Here is a 15,666-nt window from a genome sequence, read left to right as displayed (position 1 = left end):
CCGCCTGGAGCGAGGCAACCCCCCAGGTTCCCTGGAGGGAGGCCCGCCCCGGGCCCCGCGCCGTTCGCGGATGCGGGAAGCCCGTGTCCCGGAAGCGGACACGGACCCCGCGGGCCGTCAGTGGAAGTTCCAGCGGCCGGCGATCTCCTCGCAGGCGAGCACGACGTCCTGGAGCCGGCGCTGGCGGGCCTTCGGCGCGACGAACAGGCGGCCGGCGAACACGTCGAAGACGCCCACCAGGCGCGGGTCCACGGGCCCCTGCTGCTCCAGCCGCTCCTCGGCGAAGAGCTGGAGCACGGTGGCGATGTACTGGCCGGCGCGCTCGTCGAGCGGCGTGTGCTTGGAGAAGTAGAGCTTCAGCACGCCCGAGCGCATCTGCCCGCGCGCGTCCACGCCTCGGAGGAGGACCTCGGGGCGCACCTTCACGGCGACGCCGGCGAGCTCCAGGGGCGCGAGCTCCGGGTCCGCGGGGCTGGCCACGGCGCGGGTGGCCAGGTCCTCCGTGGCGACGAGGCAGCGCTGGAGCGCCTCCGCGCACAGGGCGAGCCGGTGCGCGTCGAAGTCGGAGTCCGCCTGGGCGTTGAGCAGCCGCCGCTGGTGGTAGCGCAGGATGACCTCGTCCCGGCCTTCGCAGAGGAACTCGGTGATGGCCTGGGCCGCCGCGGGGTAGCGCAGGTACTGCGGATCCACCGGGTTCTTCTGTCCCTGGATGATGCGCTTTCGCAGCGACGGCGTTCCGGTGAGGTACTGGCCGAGCTGGTTGACCGAGACACACGGGTTCTCACGAGGGGTGGTCATGTCGACGACTTCCTTTCCGGTAGCGGGAATGAAGAGAGACTACCGGAAGGGTCTGACATTCCCTCGGAGACGGGGCGGCCTGGAGGCCCCCAGAAACGCACCCCCTGGCAGGTAGGGTGGGCGGGCACGACCAGGGCGGGGAAGGGGCTTCGGGAGGCCCGGTGCGGGCTACTCGTGGTGGGAGCCGTGCAGGCCGAAGATCTGGCGCAGGCGGCCGAGGATGCGGCCCACCTCGGCGGGGATGGGGTCCCCGGTGGCGCCGCTGGCCTGGGCCACGGCGCGCAGCTGGGTGCGCCGCTGCGCGAGGATGGAGGACAGCTGCCGGGCCAGGTTGGGGTGCTCGCCGAACAGCCGCGCGAAGGTGGGCCGGTCCACCTCGAGCAGCAGCGAGTCCTCCAGGGCCACCACGGTGGCGGCGCGCTTCTCGCCGGTGAGCAGCGACATCTCGCCGAAGTAGCCGCCCTGGCCCAGCCGCGTCACCTCGGACTGGGACTTGCCGGCGCGCACGCTGACCTCGCCGGAGGCGAGCACGTAGAACGTCCGGCCGTCATCGCCCTCCTGGATGATGTGCTCGTCGCGGCCGAAGCGGCGCACGTGGACCTCCTGGCCCAGCCGCTCCAGGTCCGCGTCCTTCAGCGGCTCGAACAGGTCCACCGCGCGCAACAGGCGCAGCACGGTGTGCGCGGGCAGCTCCGGCCGGGCCGCGTCCTCGCGCATGCGCACCACGCGGTGGGGCACGGGCGGCTCGATTCCGTCGCGCCGCATCCGGTACCACAGGCGCGTGTGCACCTCCGCGATGGTCGCGTCCGCGAGCGAGAAGTCGTTCACGAAGAAGCGCAGCATGTAGCGCACCGACTGCTCGTCGAACGCGAGCGTGCGGGCGATGGGCGGCGGGTCCACCAGCACCTGCGGAATCTCCCGCGCCACGTCCAGCAGGGCCGCCTTCATCACGTTGGGCGGCGTTTCGTACGTGGCGCGCACCTGCATGTCCACGCCCACCGGCTCGCGGTCCTGGTTGAACGTCTTGAGCTGCTCCTTGGCCACCATGGAGTTGGGCAGCGTCACCAGCTCACGGCGGAACGTCATGATGCGGATGGAGCGCCAGTTGACCTGCGCCACGCGCCCCACGTGCTCGCCGATGCGCACGAAGTCGCCGACCTCGAAGGGTTTGTCCAACTGCAGGGACAGGCCCGCGAAGAGGTTGCCCAGCGTCTCCTGGAGCGCCAGACCGATGACCACCGACAGCACCGCGGACGTGGCGACCAGGCCCGTCAGGTCCAGGTCCAGCTGCGTCTGGACGATGGGCACCGCGGCGAGCGTGTAGAGCAGGAAGTCGATGACGTTGCGGAGGATCTTCGGCGTCCCCACCGACGTCGAGCGCAGCCGGGCCAGCTTCAGGCCGAAGCCCACGCCCGCGCGGATGACGCCGAAGGCGAACGTCAGCATCCAGGCGACCTGCAGCGCCTTCATCGGCCCGGGCGGCGTGGTGGCGGGCAGCGCCCAGGCGCCCACGCGCAGGATGAGGAACATCACCATCAGCCGCAGGGCCCCGGTGAGGTCCCGCTTCAGGTCCGCGTCCTGGCTGGAGGCCCGGGTTCCCAGCAGCACCAGCGCCAGTATCGCGCCGACGGCCAGGGACAGATTGCTCTGGAGGAAAGGCAGCAAGGCCCCCTGACTCTCTCCCGCGCGTACATGGGGGGTCAAGGCAGCGGTTGACGCGTGGCGCGCAAGCGGGGATACACGCGCCATGACCCTCGCATCGGTGCTGGGACAGCCCCGCGCGATTGATTCACTTCAGGCGGCACTTCGCTCCGGCGCGGTGCACCACGCGTATCTCTTCGCGGGGCCGGAGGGCGTGGGCAAGGAGCGAGCGGCCGTGGGCCTGGCCCAGGCGCTCACCTGCCCCGAGCAGCCGGACGTGGGCTGCGGCACCTGCGCCAGCTGCACGCGCGTCTCGCGCGGCCTCCACCCGGACGTCACCTGGGTGATGCCGGACGACGAGCGCGTGTCGCGGGGCCTCGCGGGGCGCTCGGACTTCACGGGCACGCCGAGCCGGGACCTGCGCGTGGAGCAGATCCGCCAGCTGCAGGAGCGGCTGGCCCTGCGCGGCCTGGAGTCGCGCCGCAAGGTGGCCATCCTCGTCTCCGCGCAGGCGATGAACGTGCAGGCGCAGAACGCGTTCCTCAAGACGCTGGAGGAGCCGCCCGCGGACACCACGCTGGTGCTGGTGGCCAGCGCCATGGACAAGCTCTTGCCCACCATCCGCAGCCGGTGCAGCAAGGTGCACTTCGGCCCGCTGCCGGTGGAGCTGGTCGCCGAGCGCGTGCGCACCGAGCGCAAGCTGGACGCGGACACCGCGCAGCTGGCGGCCATCATGGCCGGAGGCAGCCTGGGCCGCGCGCTGTCTCTGGACGTGGAGGCGCTGGCCCGCCGCAAGGACGTGGTGACGGCCTTCGAGAACCTGCGCGGCGACAACGCGGTGGGGCTGTTGCGCTTCGCGGACGAGCACGGCGGCTCGCGCGAGGACGCGGAGGCGACGCTGGAGCTGTTGACGCTCTGGACGCGCGACGTGGCCCTTGCCAAGGTGGGACGCGAGGACGCGCTGGCGAACCGCGACCTGCGCCAGCTGGCGGTGGAGGTGGGCGCGCGCCTGTCCGATGCGTGGCTGCACCGTCGCCACGCGCTGCTCGACGGCGCGCGCGCGGCGGTGGCCCGCAACGGCGCGCCCCGGCTGCAGCTGGAGCGGATGCTCATCGACCTGTTCACGGAGACGTCCCGATGAGCTCGGAGCTGGATGACGTGCTGGCGGGCGTGAAGGCCGGGAAGCTTTCGCCCCTGTACCTGCTGTGGGGCGAGGAGTTCCTGGTCCGAAAGGGCGCCGACGAGCTGGTCAAGGTGCTGGTGCCCGACGCGGCGGTGGGGCTCAACCTGGTCACGCTGGACGCGGGCAGCCCGCGCGAGGTGGCGCAGGAGCTGGCCACGATGCCGCTGTTCCCCGGCCGCAAGGTCGTGGTGGTGAGGGACCCGGAGTTCCTCGCGCCGAAGAAGGGGCGGGGAGACCCGCTCGCCAAGGCGCGCGAGGCGTGGAAGGCGGGCAAGCGCAAGGAGGGCGCGCGGCGGCTGCTGGCGCTGGCGGCGCGCGCGGGCTGGGGCGTGGACCAGCTGGACCCATCCGCGTCCAGGGCGCCGTCGGTGGAGCAGTGGAAGGAGGAGCTGAACGTCGACCTCGCCGAGGCGGACGTGGCGTTCCTGAAGGAGGCCGCGGCCTTCTGCAAGGAGGAGCGCATCAGCGCCCCGGAGGGTGACGCCACCGCGCTCATCGAGCTCATCCAGAAGGGCGCGCCTGCGGGACACGCGCTGGTGATGGCGGCCACGGAGGTGGACGCGAAGAACCCGCTGGTGAAGCTGGCGCAGGACAAGGGCCACGTCGTCGAGCGCAAGGTGGCCGCGCGCCACAAGGACCTGGACCTCTCCGACATCGCCAAGGAGTTCCTGGCGCCCTTCAAGAAGAAGCTGGGGCCCGGCGCGCTGGAGGAGCTCAAGGAGCGCGTGGGCGGCAACATCCGCCTGTTGCAGTCGGAGCTGGAGAAGCTGGCCACGTACTCGGAGGGCCCCGCAATCGAACGCTCCGACGTGGTGATGCTGGTGCACCACGCGCGCGAGGAGGAGTTCTTCGAGCTGTCGGAGGCGCTCCAGAAGCGCGACTTCCGCGGCGCGCTGTCCTACGCGGAGGACGCGATGGGGCAGGGCACGCACGCGCTGCAGCTGTTGGGCGCGGTGGCCTCCATCGTCCGTACGCTGCTGGAGAGCCACGAGTGGCTGACGCGCTACGCGGGAGGCACGCCGCCGCGCACCGCGAAGGACGTGGAGGCCCGGGTGTTCCCCAAGCTGGAGGCGGAGCTGAAGGGCACCCGGCGCAAGATGCCCAACGCGTGGGCGCTCACCTTCAGCATGAAGGCGGCCGCGGGCTACGAGCGCAAGGAGCTGCTGGGCGCGCTGGTGGCGTGCGCGGAGGCGGACCTGTCCTTGAAGTCCTCGGGCAACGGGCGGCTGGTCATCGAGCGGCTCCTGGCCACGGTGTGCCTCGGCGCCTGAGGGAGCGGGCGGGCACACTGGGACGTGCACTCGGAGTCCGGCTCGGGTAGAGGAGGCCGCGTATGGCGGACAAGCGTCGCTTCGACCTCTTCGCGGACTTCATCGTGTCGCGCTTCATGGCCCCTCGCGTCTTCGACGTGGCGGGAGGGCAGGGGCGCCTCAACGAGGCCTTGACGCGGCGGGGCCGCGCCGTCACCACCTTCGACCTGCGGCACAAGCACCTGCCGGTGACGTATGCCCAGCGCATCTTCACGCTGGACGAGCCGTGCGAGGCGGAGCTGGTGGTGGGAATGCACCCGGACGGCGCCACGCGCGTCATCATCGAATACGCGGCGAGACATCGGCTGCCGTTCGCCGTGGTGCCGTGCTGCTCGGACAACGGGATGCCCTACAACCCGTGGATGCGTCACCTGGCGGAGCTGGCGCGTGAGTCCGGCTTCGGCACTGTCGAGGAGGTGAAGCTCTCCATGGACGGCCGGGCACGCGTCCTCGTGGGCGAGCCCGCGCCCGCCGGTCCGGCCTGAGGCGAGTGCCGGCCCGACGACACGGCCTGTGTCCCGGGGGCTGGCTGCGCCGAACCCACATCGGCGTCTAGCTTCCCGTACATCGACGCGGGGAGCGGGAGATGGTGACGGAGTGGGACGGGCATGCGACGGCGCAGGTCTGGCGACCCGGCACATACCCGGGACTGGTGCTGTATCGGGTGAGTGGCCGCGCCACCACGCAGGCCCTGCATGTCCATGACGAGCTCCAACTCACGCTGGACGCGGGGCATGTCCAGCAGGTGTGCTGCGGAGGTGTCCGGCTGATGGCGCCGCCCGGAAGCCTCGTCGTGATTCCTCCAGGTGAAGTCCACGCGCTGCACGCCGAGAGCGGTCGCCCCGGGGTGCTGTGCGGGATGCTCGTGCCGGTGGCCCTGCTCAGGCCGCCGTCGCGCCGTGGATGGGAAGACGAGGACGTGGCGCTCGTCGACGACCTCTTTCCCGGAGGGGGCGCCGTGCTCGACGACCCGGACGTGGCGCGGGACTTCGTGGCGCTGCATCGCGCGCTGCGCGGGCTCGGCGCCGAGCAGGGCGCGCACCCGTGGCCCCTGCTCTCACGGTTGCTGGCGCGCCTGGGCGAGGGGCGCCGCGGGCTCAGCGCGTCGTGGGAGGGGGGACATCGAGCATCCCCGTGATGTCCTCCCAGGAGCCCTCGCACGGCGCGGACTGCGACACCAGGTAATGCCCCACGCGTCCCGGAGCCAGGGCGACGATGGAGGACCAGCGCGTGCCATAGGCGGGCGTATGGATGCAGAGCGCCTGCAGGCGACGCAGGAAGTCGGGGGGCAGCGACTCCCCGGGCGCGGGGCGCGGCGTCCCGCTCTCCGGGGGCAGCAGGTCGTCCCCGAGCAGGGCCTTGAGCCCGGATTCGAACCGGGGCCAGGGCTCGTGCGGCAGCTCGGCGGCGAGCATCCGGGCTCGCGCCACCTTGGGGAGCTCCGGACTGTCGAGCACGTCATTGGGGAGCACGTGGATGCCTGGGGGGACGTCCTCGCGCCGCAGCTCGGCCTGGCCCGTCCTGGCGTAGGCGACCCGCAGCGTCCGGGCATCGCCGTAGAGGAGGTTGAAGGGGAGGAAGTCCTCGCCGGACAGCGTGTCCAGGTAGCGCTCGATGCCCTCCACGCTGGCGGCCCGCAGGGCCTGGAGGACCACCTCTCCCCTCGAGCGGGGGGCCGGGCCCTTCCCCTGTCCTCCGCGCTGGTTCGTCAGGCCCACGAAGAGGCCCTCGTTAGTCACTCCCATCCACGTCCCGCCGCGCTCCACGTCCCGTCCGCCGACGGCGCGAGGGGACTCGAGCAGGACCTGGGGGCCCGTTGTGGGACGTGCGTAGAACTCGTCCCGGTTGGCCGCGAGCACCAGCGGCCACTCGGGGTGGACCTGACGAAGGATGACGATGGTGCACATTCGTATCCGGTCGATAACATCCCCGGCTCCGTCGTGCATTCGTGCGCGCGGCCCCACGCCGTCGATGACCTCGGCCCCCCGAGCGGCTAATGTCCGCCGCCCCCAGGAGAGTCCATGGCGGAGAGAATCCTCGTCACCAGTGCGCTTCCGTACGCGAACGGCCCCATCCATCTCGGGCACGCCGTCGAGTACATCCAGACCGATATCTACGTGCGCTTCCTCCGCTCATGCGGCAAGGACGTCGTCTACTTCTGCGCGGACGACACGCACGGCACGCCCATCGAGCTCAACGCGGCGAAGCACGGGCTCAAGCCCGAGGAGTTCATCGCCCGCTTCCAGGACGAGCACCAGAAGGACTTCCACGACCTGGACGTGCGCTTCGACTCCTTCCACTCCACCAACTCGCCGGAGAACCGCCACTACGCGGAGCTCATCTACGGGCGGCTGAAGGAGAAGGGCGACATCGAGCGCAAGGACGTCGAACAGGCGTACTGCGAGAAGGACCGCCGCTTCCTGCCGGACCGCTTCATCAAGGGCACCTGTCCCAACTGCAAGTCGCCCGACCAGTACGGTGACGTCTGTGAGAAGTGTGGCAAGGCGTACAGCCCCACGGACCTCATCGAGCCGCGCTGTGCGCTCTGTGGGACGCCTCCGGTGCGCAAGTCGTCGGCGCACCTGTTCTTCAAGCTCTCGAAGCACGCGGACTTCCTCCAGGCGCTGCTGCGCAAGCCGGGCTTCCTCCACCCGGGGCTCGCGACGCAGCTGCAGGGCTTCTTCGAGAAGGGGCTCGCGGACTGGGACATCAGCCGTGACGGGCCCTACTTCGGGTTCGCCATTCCCGGTGAGACGGACAAGTACTTCTACGTCTGGCTGGACGCGCCCATCGGCTACATCGCCACGACGGAGAAGTGGGCGAAGGAGACGGGCAAGGCGAAGAGCGCGCTGGACTACTGGGAGAAGGACAGCGGCGCGCGCATCGTCCACTTCATCGGCAAGGACATCGTCTACTTCCACGCGCTGTTCTGGCCCGCGGTGCTGGACGTGGCGGGCCTGCATGTGCCGAGCGAGATCAAGGTCCACGGCCACCTCACGGTGAACGGGGAGAAGATGTCGAAGAGCCGCGGCACCATGATTCCGGTGCGCGACTACCTGAACCAGCTGGACCCCAGCTACCTGCGCTACTTCTACGCGGCCAACCTGGGCGCGGGCGTGGAGGACCTGGACCTCAACCTCAAGGACTTCCGTCTGCGGGTGAACGGGGAGCTGGTCAACAACGTGGGCAACCTGGCCAACCGCGCGCTGTCGCTCCTGGCCGGGCCGCTGGGCGGGAAGCTGGCGCCGGGTCGGGCCGAGGGGCCTGGACGCGCGCTGGTGGAGTCGGTGCTGGCCCGGGTCGGCGAGGTGCGCGAGGCGTTCGAGAAGCTCGAGTACCGCAACGCCATCCGCGTCATCACGGACATCGCGTCGGCTGCGAATGCCTTCGTCCAGGCGCAGGCGCCGTGGGCGCTGGTGAAGAAGGACGCGGAGGCGGCGCGCGCGGACCTCTCCGACGCGGCGGACGTCGTGTACCTGCTGGGCGCGTTGCTGGGCCCGGTGACGCCGAGGTTGTCCGAGAAGCTGTTCGCGCAGCTGGGCGCGCCGCCGCTCACGTTCCAGGCGCTGGAGGGCGCGAAGTATCCGCTGCTGGATCGCAGCCGGCCCATCGGTACCCCGGAGCCGCTGTTGCCCCGGCTGGAGGAGGAGCGCGTCAACGCCATCCTCTCGCTGCCCGCGGGCGGCGCGCCGGCTCCGGCGGTGGAGGCGAAGAAGGCCGAAGGTGGCAAGGAGAAGAAGGTGGAGAAGAAGCCGGCCGAGGCCGCGCCCGTCACGCAGGCGACGGAGGGCGCAGGGGAGGCGTCCGCTGAGATCGAGTACGCGGACTTCGCCAAGGTGGTGCTCAAGTCGGGCAAGGTGCTCGCGGCGGAGAAGGTCCCCAAGGCGGACAAGCTGCTGAAGCTCACGGTGGACGTGGGCGAGGCGACGGGGCCGCGCACCATCGTCTCGGGCATCGCCGAGGCGTTCGCGCCGGAGTCGCTGGTGGGGCGCAACGTCGTGGTGGTGGCGAACCTGAAGCCCCGCAGCCTCAAGGGCATCTCGTCGCGCGGCATGCTCCTGACGGCGGGGCCGGGCGGCAAGGACCTGTCCTTGTTGGATCCGGGCAACGTGCCGCCGGGCAGCGACGTGAAGTAGTCGGCGCGGACGGGGCAGGGTGGCAACCCCCTGCCCCAGTTCGCTCGAGGTGCTCGAAGCGGACGCTGTCGGGCAAGCGAGGTGATGGGACGTGACGGATTGGCGTGCGGAGCGGGACCGGGCCTTGCTGGCGCTGGAGAACGAGAAGCGCCCCGCGTTTCGCGCGGAGGCGGCCGAGCAACTCCATCACCTCGCGGCGGAGCTGCCCTCGCGCGCGCCCGAGTTCACGGAGGTGGTGCCGAGGATGCTGTCGGACGCGCAGCCCGAGGTGAAGCGCTCGGGCATCGCGCTGGCCACCGTGGTGCTGCCGCAAGAAGAGGCGATCGCGCTGCTCATCTCGCGGCTTCGCGACGAGGAGTCGCTGGTGCGCCTGGAGGCCACGGGGCGCCTTGCGGACATGGCCCGTCCCGAGCTGCGCGGCGCGCTCGCGGGCATGCTGGAGGACTCCGTCCCCGAGGTGCGCTTCGAGGCCGCGCGAGGCATCGCCGCCCTCAAGCACCCCGCGGGCCTCGAGGTGCTCATCGACGCGCTGGACGCGGACCTGCTCCGCTTCCGCGCCCTGGGTGCGCTGGCGGAGCTCGAGGACGCTCGCGCGCTGCCCGCGGTGAAGAAGCTGTTCGGCCGCTGGCTGCTCCCCGCCTTCGACAAGACGCAGGCCGCGGGAGTCCTCGCCCGGCTGGGTGACGCCGACGGCGCGGCACACCTGCTCCAGCGCACGCGCAAGAAGTGGAGTCAGGACCGCGCGCTCGCGGTGGAGCTGCTCGGCGAGGTGAAGGCCGCTGGCGCGCTGGAGCGACTGAAGGCCATCCTCGATGACCCGAAGGACTCCTGCCGGGGCGCCGCCGCGCGCGGCCTGGGACGCCTGGGCGACGAGCGGGCCTTGCCCTGGCTGCTCGCGCTGCTGCGGGACGTGAGCGCTCAGGAAGAGGACCGGCTGGACGCGGCGGATGGGCTCTGGAGATTGGGCCTCCCCGAGGGCCGCGAGCACGTGCGCGCGGCGGTGAGCACCTTCACCTCACCCGAGGCACGGCAGGAACTGGACGACTTGTTTCAGGAGGGGACATGAGACTGGTGGATGCGCACTGCCACCTGGAAGTGAAGGACTTCGCGGACGCGGCCCCGGTGCTGGAGCGCGCGCGCGCCGCGGGCCTCGTCCACGCCATCGTCGTGGGCCAGTTCCATGGTCCCGGCGAGTGGGGCAACGCGTTGGAGCTGGCCGCCGCGCATCCCGAGTTCCTCTCGCCCACGCTCGGCATCCATCCGCACGAGGCCGCGCGCGCCACGGAGGACGACCTGGCCACGCTGGAGCGCACCTGCGCCCGGCCCGAGGTCCGCGCCGTGGGCGAGGCCGGCCTGGACTACTACTACGACCACTCACCCCGGGAGGCGCAGGCGCGCATCTTCCGACACCAGTGCGAGCTGGCCGTGAAGCTGGGCAAGCCGCTGGTGGTGCACGTGCGTGACGCGCACGAGGACTGCGACGCGATTCTCGGCGAGGTGGGCGTGCCCAAGGGCGTCATCCACTGCTTCACCGGAGACACGGATGCCGCGCGGCGCTACCTGGACCGGGGCTTCTACCTCTCGCTCTCCGGCGTCATCACCTACAAGAAGACGGAGGCGCTGCAGGACGCGGTGCGCTTCGCGCCGCTCGACAGGCTGATGGTGGAGACCGACAGCCCGTACCTGGCGCCCGTGCCGCACCGGGGGCGCAAGAACGAGCCCTCGCACGTGGTGGAGACCGCGCGGAAGCTGGCGGAGCTCAAGGGCGTGACGCTGGAGACGGTGACCGAGGTCACCACCGCCAACGCCGCCGCCCTCTTCAACCTCAACCTGCGCTGACGCCGCCGGCCAGGGCCTGGAGGTCCTGGTCCATCTGCGGCACGTCCAGCAGCAGCGCGTCCGGGTCGTACTGGAAGTCGGCCTGCTTGAGCTTCAAGAGCGCCTGGAGCGCGGGCTCTCCCGTGTGTCCGCCGAACGAGGCGAACACGACGCGGCCGCTCTCCAGGTGCATCGAGCCCTCCAGCGTGTGCTGACGCAGGTTGAGCTTGCCGCTCTTCCTCGCGCTGCCCAGCGTGCGCAGCAATTCCCTCGGAGGCAGCTCGTCGAAGCTGCCACGCACCACGCGCCCCGGGCCGTTGTGCAGCACCCGGTCCTCGAGCAGCGCGCGCACCGCCTTGGCGACGAGGGACTTGTCCCCGGGCGGCAGCAGCTCCGTCGCGCCGCCCATCATCAGTCGCTCGCGCGTGGGCGCATCCGGCTCGCCCACCACCGCGATGGGCAGCCCCGCCGTCTCCGGCGCGGAGCGGGCCTGCTGGAGCAAGTCCAACACCTCCTGCTGACCCAGGCGCAGGCTCACCACCAGGACATCGCAGTCCTGCCGGGCGAGGCCATCCTGCGCGCCCTCTTGCGTGGACAGCGCGTGGGCCACCAGCCCCTGCTTGAGCACGGCCTCCAGCAGCTCGCCGCGAGCCGTCTCGTCCGGCTCCACCACGAGCACCTGCCGGCCCTCGCTCTCCAGTCGGTGACGGAGCAGCTCGCCGCTCTGCAGCTGGATGACGATGTCCGCGACCACCGGGTCGTAGAGCACGCCCGCGTTCGTGCGCAGGTGCTCCAGGGCCTGCTCCTTGGGCAGGGCCTTGCCCAGCGCGTTGCCGGGGTTCTTGGTCAGCTCCAGGAAGCTGTCCACCGCCGCGAGGATGCGCGCGCCCAGGGTGATCTCCTCTCCCTTGGCGCCCTGCGGAGTTCCCGAGCCATCCCAGGCTTCATAGAGCTGCGCGAGGATGGTGTTGACCTGCGCGGGCAGGTGCACCGTCTCGAACAGCTTCGTGGGCGCGCGGCACGCGGCGCGGGCCTGCGCCTTCCACTCCGAGTTGACGGCGTTGCTCGCCAGCGAGAAGTGCCGCTCGGACGGCTTGCCCAGGTCGTGCAGGTAGGCGGCGATGGACAGCGCGGCCAGCTCCTTGTGGGGCATGCCCATGCGCTGACCGACGATGCCCGCCTGACGCGCCAGCTGCGCGGAGTGTCCCCGGTGCCGCTGGCGGTCCTGCTCCAAGAGCCCCACGAGGATGCCCAGCGTCTCCACGTAGTCGATGTCGCTGACCAGCCCGCGCGGGCCACCCGGCTCGCGCCGCTGCGTGGACGACGGACGACCGGCCACCTGCGTGCCGCCGCTGGGACGCTGCACCCGCATGCGCGGGTCCGTCTCCATGCGGAAGGACAGGCTGCTGCGGTTGCTGGTGGACGTGCGGTTGTGCTCCGGCGCGCCGGCGCGCGACGTGGACTCGGCGGGGCCGGACTGCGCGCTCGCGGCCTCCAGCAGCGCGGCGAACGCGGTGGGGTCGCCGTAGTAGTGCTTGCGGATGGCCGCGGCGATGGCGCCGCGCAGGCCCACGTACGCGTAGACCTCCGACATGCCCGTGACGAGGGCAATCTCGTCCATCAGCGCCTTGTTCTGCGGCTCGGCGGCGACCACGGACAACAGCTTCCGGTCCGGGTCCACCGCCAGGGGCAGCACGTTCTGCGCCTCGGCGAGTCGCACCGGGAGCCTGTCGAGCACCTCGGTGGCGATCTTCGCCTTGGCCAGCTTGTCCGCGCTCACGAAGCGCGTCTGGAACTCCGCGGCCAGGAAGCGCAAGAGCGCCGCTTCCTGGAGGAGCCCCAGCTCCACCAGACAGTCCCCCAGCTTGTGGCCGGTGATCTTCTGGTGCTCCAGGGCCTGCTCCACGGCCCCGGCGTTGACGAGCCCCGCCTCGATGAGGCGCTCACCCAGCTTCTTCGCCATGACGACTCAGCTTTCCGACGAACCCTCGCCACTCTTGTCGCCCGAGAGCGTCGTCAGCGCGCTGAAGGGCTTGAAGGTCAGCTCCTTCGGCAGGCTGTTCGGATCCCTCGGCGGACGCGGCGGACGCTCCTCGCGGGGCGCGCGCTGCTCGTCCCGGGCGCGCTCCTCGCGCGGCGGACGGTCCTCGCGGGGAGGCCGGTCCTCGCGAGGCGGCCGCTCGCGGCGGGGAGGACGCTGCTGCGGCTGCTGCTCCTCACGCGCCACCACCGGCGCGCCGCCCTCCTGCGAAGGGGCCTGCTGCTGCGGAGCCTTGTCGCCCCGGTTCTTGCGCTTCTCCTCGCGCGACTTGCGGCGGCCACCGCCACCACCGCCGCCACCCTCGACGGGTCCGCGGCCGCGCACGGTGGGCAGGGGGCCCTTCCAGAGCTGCCGGTCGTAGTGGCGCAGCACGTCCGTCCACTTCTCGTTCGAGTCGCGCTGCATGGCCTCCAGCCACGAGGCGATGCGCGAGTCGAGCGAGTCGAGCGCGTGGACGATGTGCGCCTCGATGGTCATCGGCACCTTGGGGCTGCCGTACTCCAGCTGCCCGTGGTGCGAGATGGCCAGGTGCGTGAGGTGGTTCTCGAGCAGCGGCGGGAAGCCGGGGATGGACAGCGTCTTCTCGCGGATCTTCTGGGCCGTCATCACCAGGTGGCCCACGAGCTTGCCCTCGTCGGTGTAGTCGAAGCCCTTGTCCGGGGAGATCTCCGCCACCTTCATCACGTCGTGCAGGAACGCGCCCGCCAGCAGCAGGTCCCGGTCCGCCATGGGGTAGTGGTCCGCCACCCGCAGGGTCAGCCGCATCACCGACAGCAGGTGCTCGGCCAGGCCGCCGCGCCACGCGTGGTGCATGCCCTTGGCGGCCGGCGCCACCGGCAGCCCCGCGGCCACCTGCGGGTCGTCCAGGAACGCAATCAGGAGCTGCTTCACGAACGGATCGTTGATGCGCTCGTTGATGAGCTCGCGGATGAGGCCCGCGGCCCGGGCGCCACCGCCGCCGTCGTGACGGGGCTCGCTCTTCTCGCTCTTCTCACCCTTGTCGGCCTTCTCGGCGCGCGGCTCGGCGGCGGGCTTCGCCTCCGGGGCGGCCTTGGCCTCGACGGGAGGCGCCGGGGGCGGCTCGAACTCCTTGGGGTCCAGGGGCTCGGGGTCCAGGCGCTCCAGGCCCTCCACCACCACCTGCGTGCGGCCGTGGAACTGGATGACGTTGCCCTGGACGAGCACGAAGTCGCCGGACTGGAAGGACGGCTCGAGCGCGTCGACCTTGTCGAACACGCGCGCGTCCACCTCGCCGCTCTTGTCGACGAGCGTCAGGGCCAGGAACACCTTGCCGCTGCGGGCCGTCACCTTCTCCTTCTTGGTGACGCGGAAGACGGTGTGGACGCGGTCCTTCTCACGCAGGTCGGCCGCGTACACCTTGCGGACGGTCTCGACGGAATCCGCCGGGGTGGAGGTCGCGGTCTGGGGGGCGTTTTCGTTGGTCATCGCGGGCGCGGACACTAGCACTCCCCACGGCGGAGCGGTGCTTTCCCGCGTCAGCTCACCTCCAGCGCCACCGTGTCCAGGTACTCCGCGCCGGGGGAGCCCACCAGCGTCGGGTGGTCCGGAGGCAGTCCGGGCCGGGCCAGCCGGGTGGCGATTCGCGCCTCCGCCTCGCACGCGGTGGCCACCAGCTCGTCGAAGCCGCCGAACGCCAGGGGTGGGTGATAGCCGACCACCATCAGCCGGCCCCCATGCCGGGTGCGTCGCAGCGCGTACCGCAGGTGCTCCACGAACTCCTCCTCGGTCGCCACCCGGAGTGTGTCCAGCAGCACCAGGTCGAAGGTCTCCCGCACCGCGCGCAGGGCCTGCAGCGCGGTGCCCTTCTCCACCAGCACGCGCCCCAGAAGCCCGTTCGCCTCGGCGTTCTCGCGCGCCAGGTCCGCCGCGTCCGCGTCCGCGTCGAAGGCGAGGATGTGCCGCGCCCCGTGCAGGCCCGCGTGGACGAACAGCCCGCCCACGTTGCACGCGGCGTCCAGCACCCGGCCGTCCCAGGCCATGCGGCCCACCACGCGGCGCAGCTCCCGCTGGTCATAGGCGTAGCCCGTGCCCTGGCCGTACGTGAGGTCCACGGTGAACCTGGCGCCCAGCTCCAGCAGCCGGCACCAGCGGGGTGGGGTGCCGTAGAGGACATGGGGGCGCTGGGTGGACAGTCCCAGGGCCTTCCTGCGCGGGGAGTCGTTGCGCAAGAGCACCGAGCTGGCGCCCGTCACCTCCACCAGCGCGCGGGTGATGTCCTGGTGCCGGGCGTCCATGGAGCGCGTCAGCGTCTGCACCACGAAGTGGGTGTCGTACCGGTCCACGATGAGGCCGGGCAGCCCGTCCCCGTCATCGTTCACCACCCGGCAGAAGCGCGGGTCGTCCACCATGCGGCCCCGGCGCTCGAAGGCGCGGCGCAGGTGGCGCGGAATCAGCCCCTCCACCGCCTCGTCCGGCATGCCCAGCCGCCGCACCGCGAGCGAGGCCTCCAGGTCCACGTCCCCCAGCCCGAGCACCGCGCCGTCCTCGTCCCGCAGCTGCACGGGCTCGCCGGGTTGGGGCGTTCCCTCCATGGAGACGATGTCCTCCCGGCGCAACCAGGGGGCTCCATGGCGCAGTCGGCGGGCGGCATCTTTGGACAGATAGGTGCTGAGCAAGTGCGTCCTCCCCTCTCGCGTGGCTGACTTCCAGCGGACAAGATGGGCCGTGCGCTTGCCGATGTCGGCGGGCGTCGGGCCCTCCGGCTGGAGAGCAGGGGAG

Annotated in this window: 13 protein-coding genes; 7 read left to right on the top strand and 6 right to left on the bottom strand. The window is 71.4% G+C overall.

What is annotated here, in order from left to right; genetic code table 11:
- Positions 1-117: 117 nt before the first annotated feature.
- Positions 118-798, bottom strand: coding sequence for a hypothetical protein (locus VZQ01_RS02155; protein ID WP_141323154.1), 681 nt, complete (start codon positions 796-798; stop codon positions 118-120).
- 168 nt (positions 799-966) lie between these two features.
- Entirely contained in the window at positions 967-2,463 is a 1,497-nt protein-coding gene (locus tag VZQ01_RS02150; RefSeq protein WP_223746889.1) for a mechanosensitive ion channel family protein, read from the bottom strand.
- An 82-nt stretch (positions 2,464-2,545) separates the two neighbouring features.
- Here VZQ01_RS02150 and holB point away from each other — a divergent pair, with 82 nt between their 5' ends.
- From holB to VZQ01_RS02130, 4 genes are all read left to right on the top strand, one after another.
- The gene (gene holB / locus VZQ01_RS02145) at positions 2,546-3,580 is read left to right on the top strand and encodes a DNA polymerase III subunit delta' (RefSeq protein ID WP_223746890.1); all 1,035 of its coding nucleotides are present in this window, start codon (positions 2,546-2,548) and stop codon (positions 3,578-3,580) included.
- Positions 3,577-4,893 (top strand): DNA polymerase III subunit delta, encoded by a 1,317-nt coding sequence (gene holA, locus VZQ01_RS02140; RefSeq protein WP_141323157.1) that lies wholly within the window; start codon positions 3,577-3,579, stop codon positions 4,891-4,893. Before holB ends, holA begins: the two co-directional genes overlap by 4 nt.
- A 62-nt stretch (positions 4,894-4,955) precedes the next feature.
- Entirely contained in the window at positions 4,956-5,417 is a 462-nt protein-coding gene (locus VZQ01_RS02135; protein WP_141323158.1) for a hypothetical protein, read from the top strand.
- A gap of 101 nt (positions 5,418-5,518) precedes the next feature.
- Positions 5,519-6,070, top strand: a complete 552-nt coding sequence (locus tag VZQ01_RS02130; protein WP_223782926.1) for an AraC family ligand binding domain-containing protein — start codon at positions 5,519-5,521, stop codon at positions 6,068-6,070.
- Here VZQ01_RS02130 and VZQ01_RS02125 read toward each other — a convergent pair.
- The gene (locus tag VZQ01_RS02125) at positions 6,030-6,839 is read right to left on the bottom strand and encodes an NRDE family protein (protein WP_223746892.1); all 810 of its coding nucleotides are present in this window, start codon (positions 6,837-6,839) and stop codon (positions 6,030-6,032) included. The two genes, VZQ01_RS02130 and VZQ01_RS02125, sit on opposite strands and share 41 nt — an antisense overlap.
- Before the next feature lie 114 nt (positions 6,840-6,953).
- Between VZQ01_RS02125 and metG the strand changes: the two genes are divergently transcribed.
- The 3 genes from metG (at position 6,954) to VZQ01_RS02110 (ending at position 10,907) form a co-directional block, all read left to right on the top strand.
- Positions 6,954-9,068 (top strand): methionine--tRNA ligase, encoded by a 2,115-nt coding sequence (gene metG / locus VZQ01_RS02120; protein WP_426746808.1) that lies wholly within the window; start codon positions 6,954-6,956, stop codon positions 9,066-9,068.
- A gap of 91 nt (positions 9,069-9,159) precedes the next feature.
- A complete protein-coding gene (locus VZQ01_RS02115; protein ID WP_426746807.1) occupies positions 9,160-10,134 on the top strand; it encodes a HEAT repeat domain-containing protein in 975 nt (324 codons plus the stop codon).
- On the top strand, positions 10,131-10,907 hold the full coding sequence (locus VZQ01_RS02110; protein ID WP_426746806.1) for a TatD family hydrolase: 777 nt from the start codon (positions 10,131-10,133) through the stop codon (positions 10,905-10,907). The genes VZQ01_RS02115 and VZQ01_RS02110 overlap by 4 nt, the downstream gene beginning before the upstream one ends.
- Here VZQ01_RS02110 and VZQ01_RS02105 read toward each other — a convergent pair.
- Genes VZQ01_RS02105 through VZQ01_RS02095 form a run of 3 tightly spaced genes read right to left on the bottom strand, consistent with a single transcriptional unit; the run spans position 10,894 to position 15,563 of the window.
- Positions 10,894-12,849, bottom strand: a complete 1,956-nt coding sequence (locus tag VZQ01_RS02105) for an HD domain-containing phosphohydrolase (protein ID WP_426746805.1) — start codon at positions 12,847-12,849, stop codon at positions 10,894-10,896. The genes VZQ01_RS02110 and VZQ01_RS02105 overlap by 14 nt on opposite strands.
- Before the next feature lie 6 nt (positions 12,850-12,855).
- A complete protein-coding gene (locus VZQ01_RS02100) occupies positions 12,856-14,373 on the bottom strand; it encodes a 3'-5' exoribonuclease YhaM family protein (protein WP_223782924.1) in 1,518 nt (505 codons plus the stop codon).
- A 50-nt stretch (positions 14,374-14,423) separates the two neighbouring features.
- A complete protein-coding gene (locus VZQ01_RS02095; protein WP_223746898.1) occupies positions 14,424-15,563 on the bottom strand; it encodes a class I SAM-dependent rRNA methyltransferase in 1,140 nt (379 codons plus the stop codon).
- Positions 15,564-15,666 lie beyond the last annotated feature (103 nt).

The sequence above is a fragment of the Myxococcus faecalis genome (assembly GCF_050039385.1).
GTDB classification, from domain to species: domain Bacteria; phylum Myxococcota; class Myxococcia; order Myxococcales; family Myxococcaceae; genus Myxococcus; species Myxococcus fulvus.
Note: the sequence above shows the minus strand (reverse complement) of the source record. Positions and strands in the feature narration are given on the sequence as shown.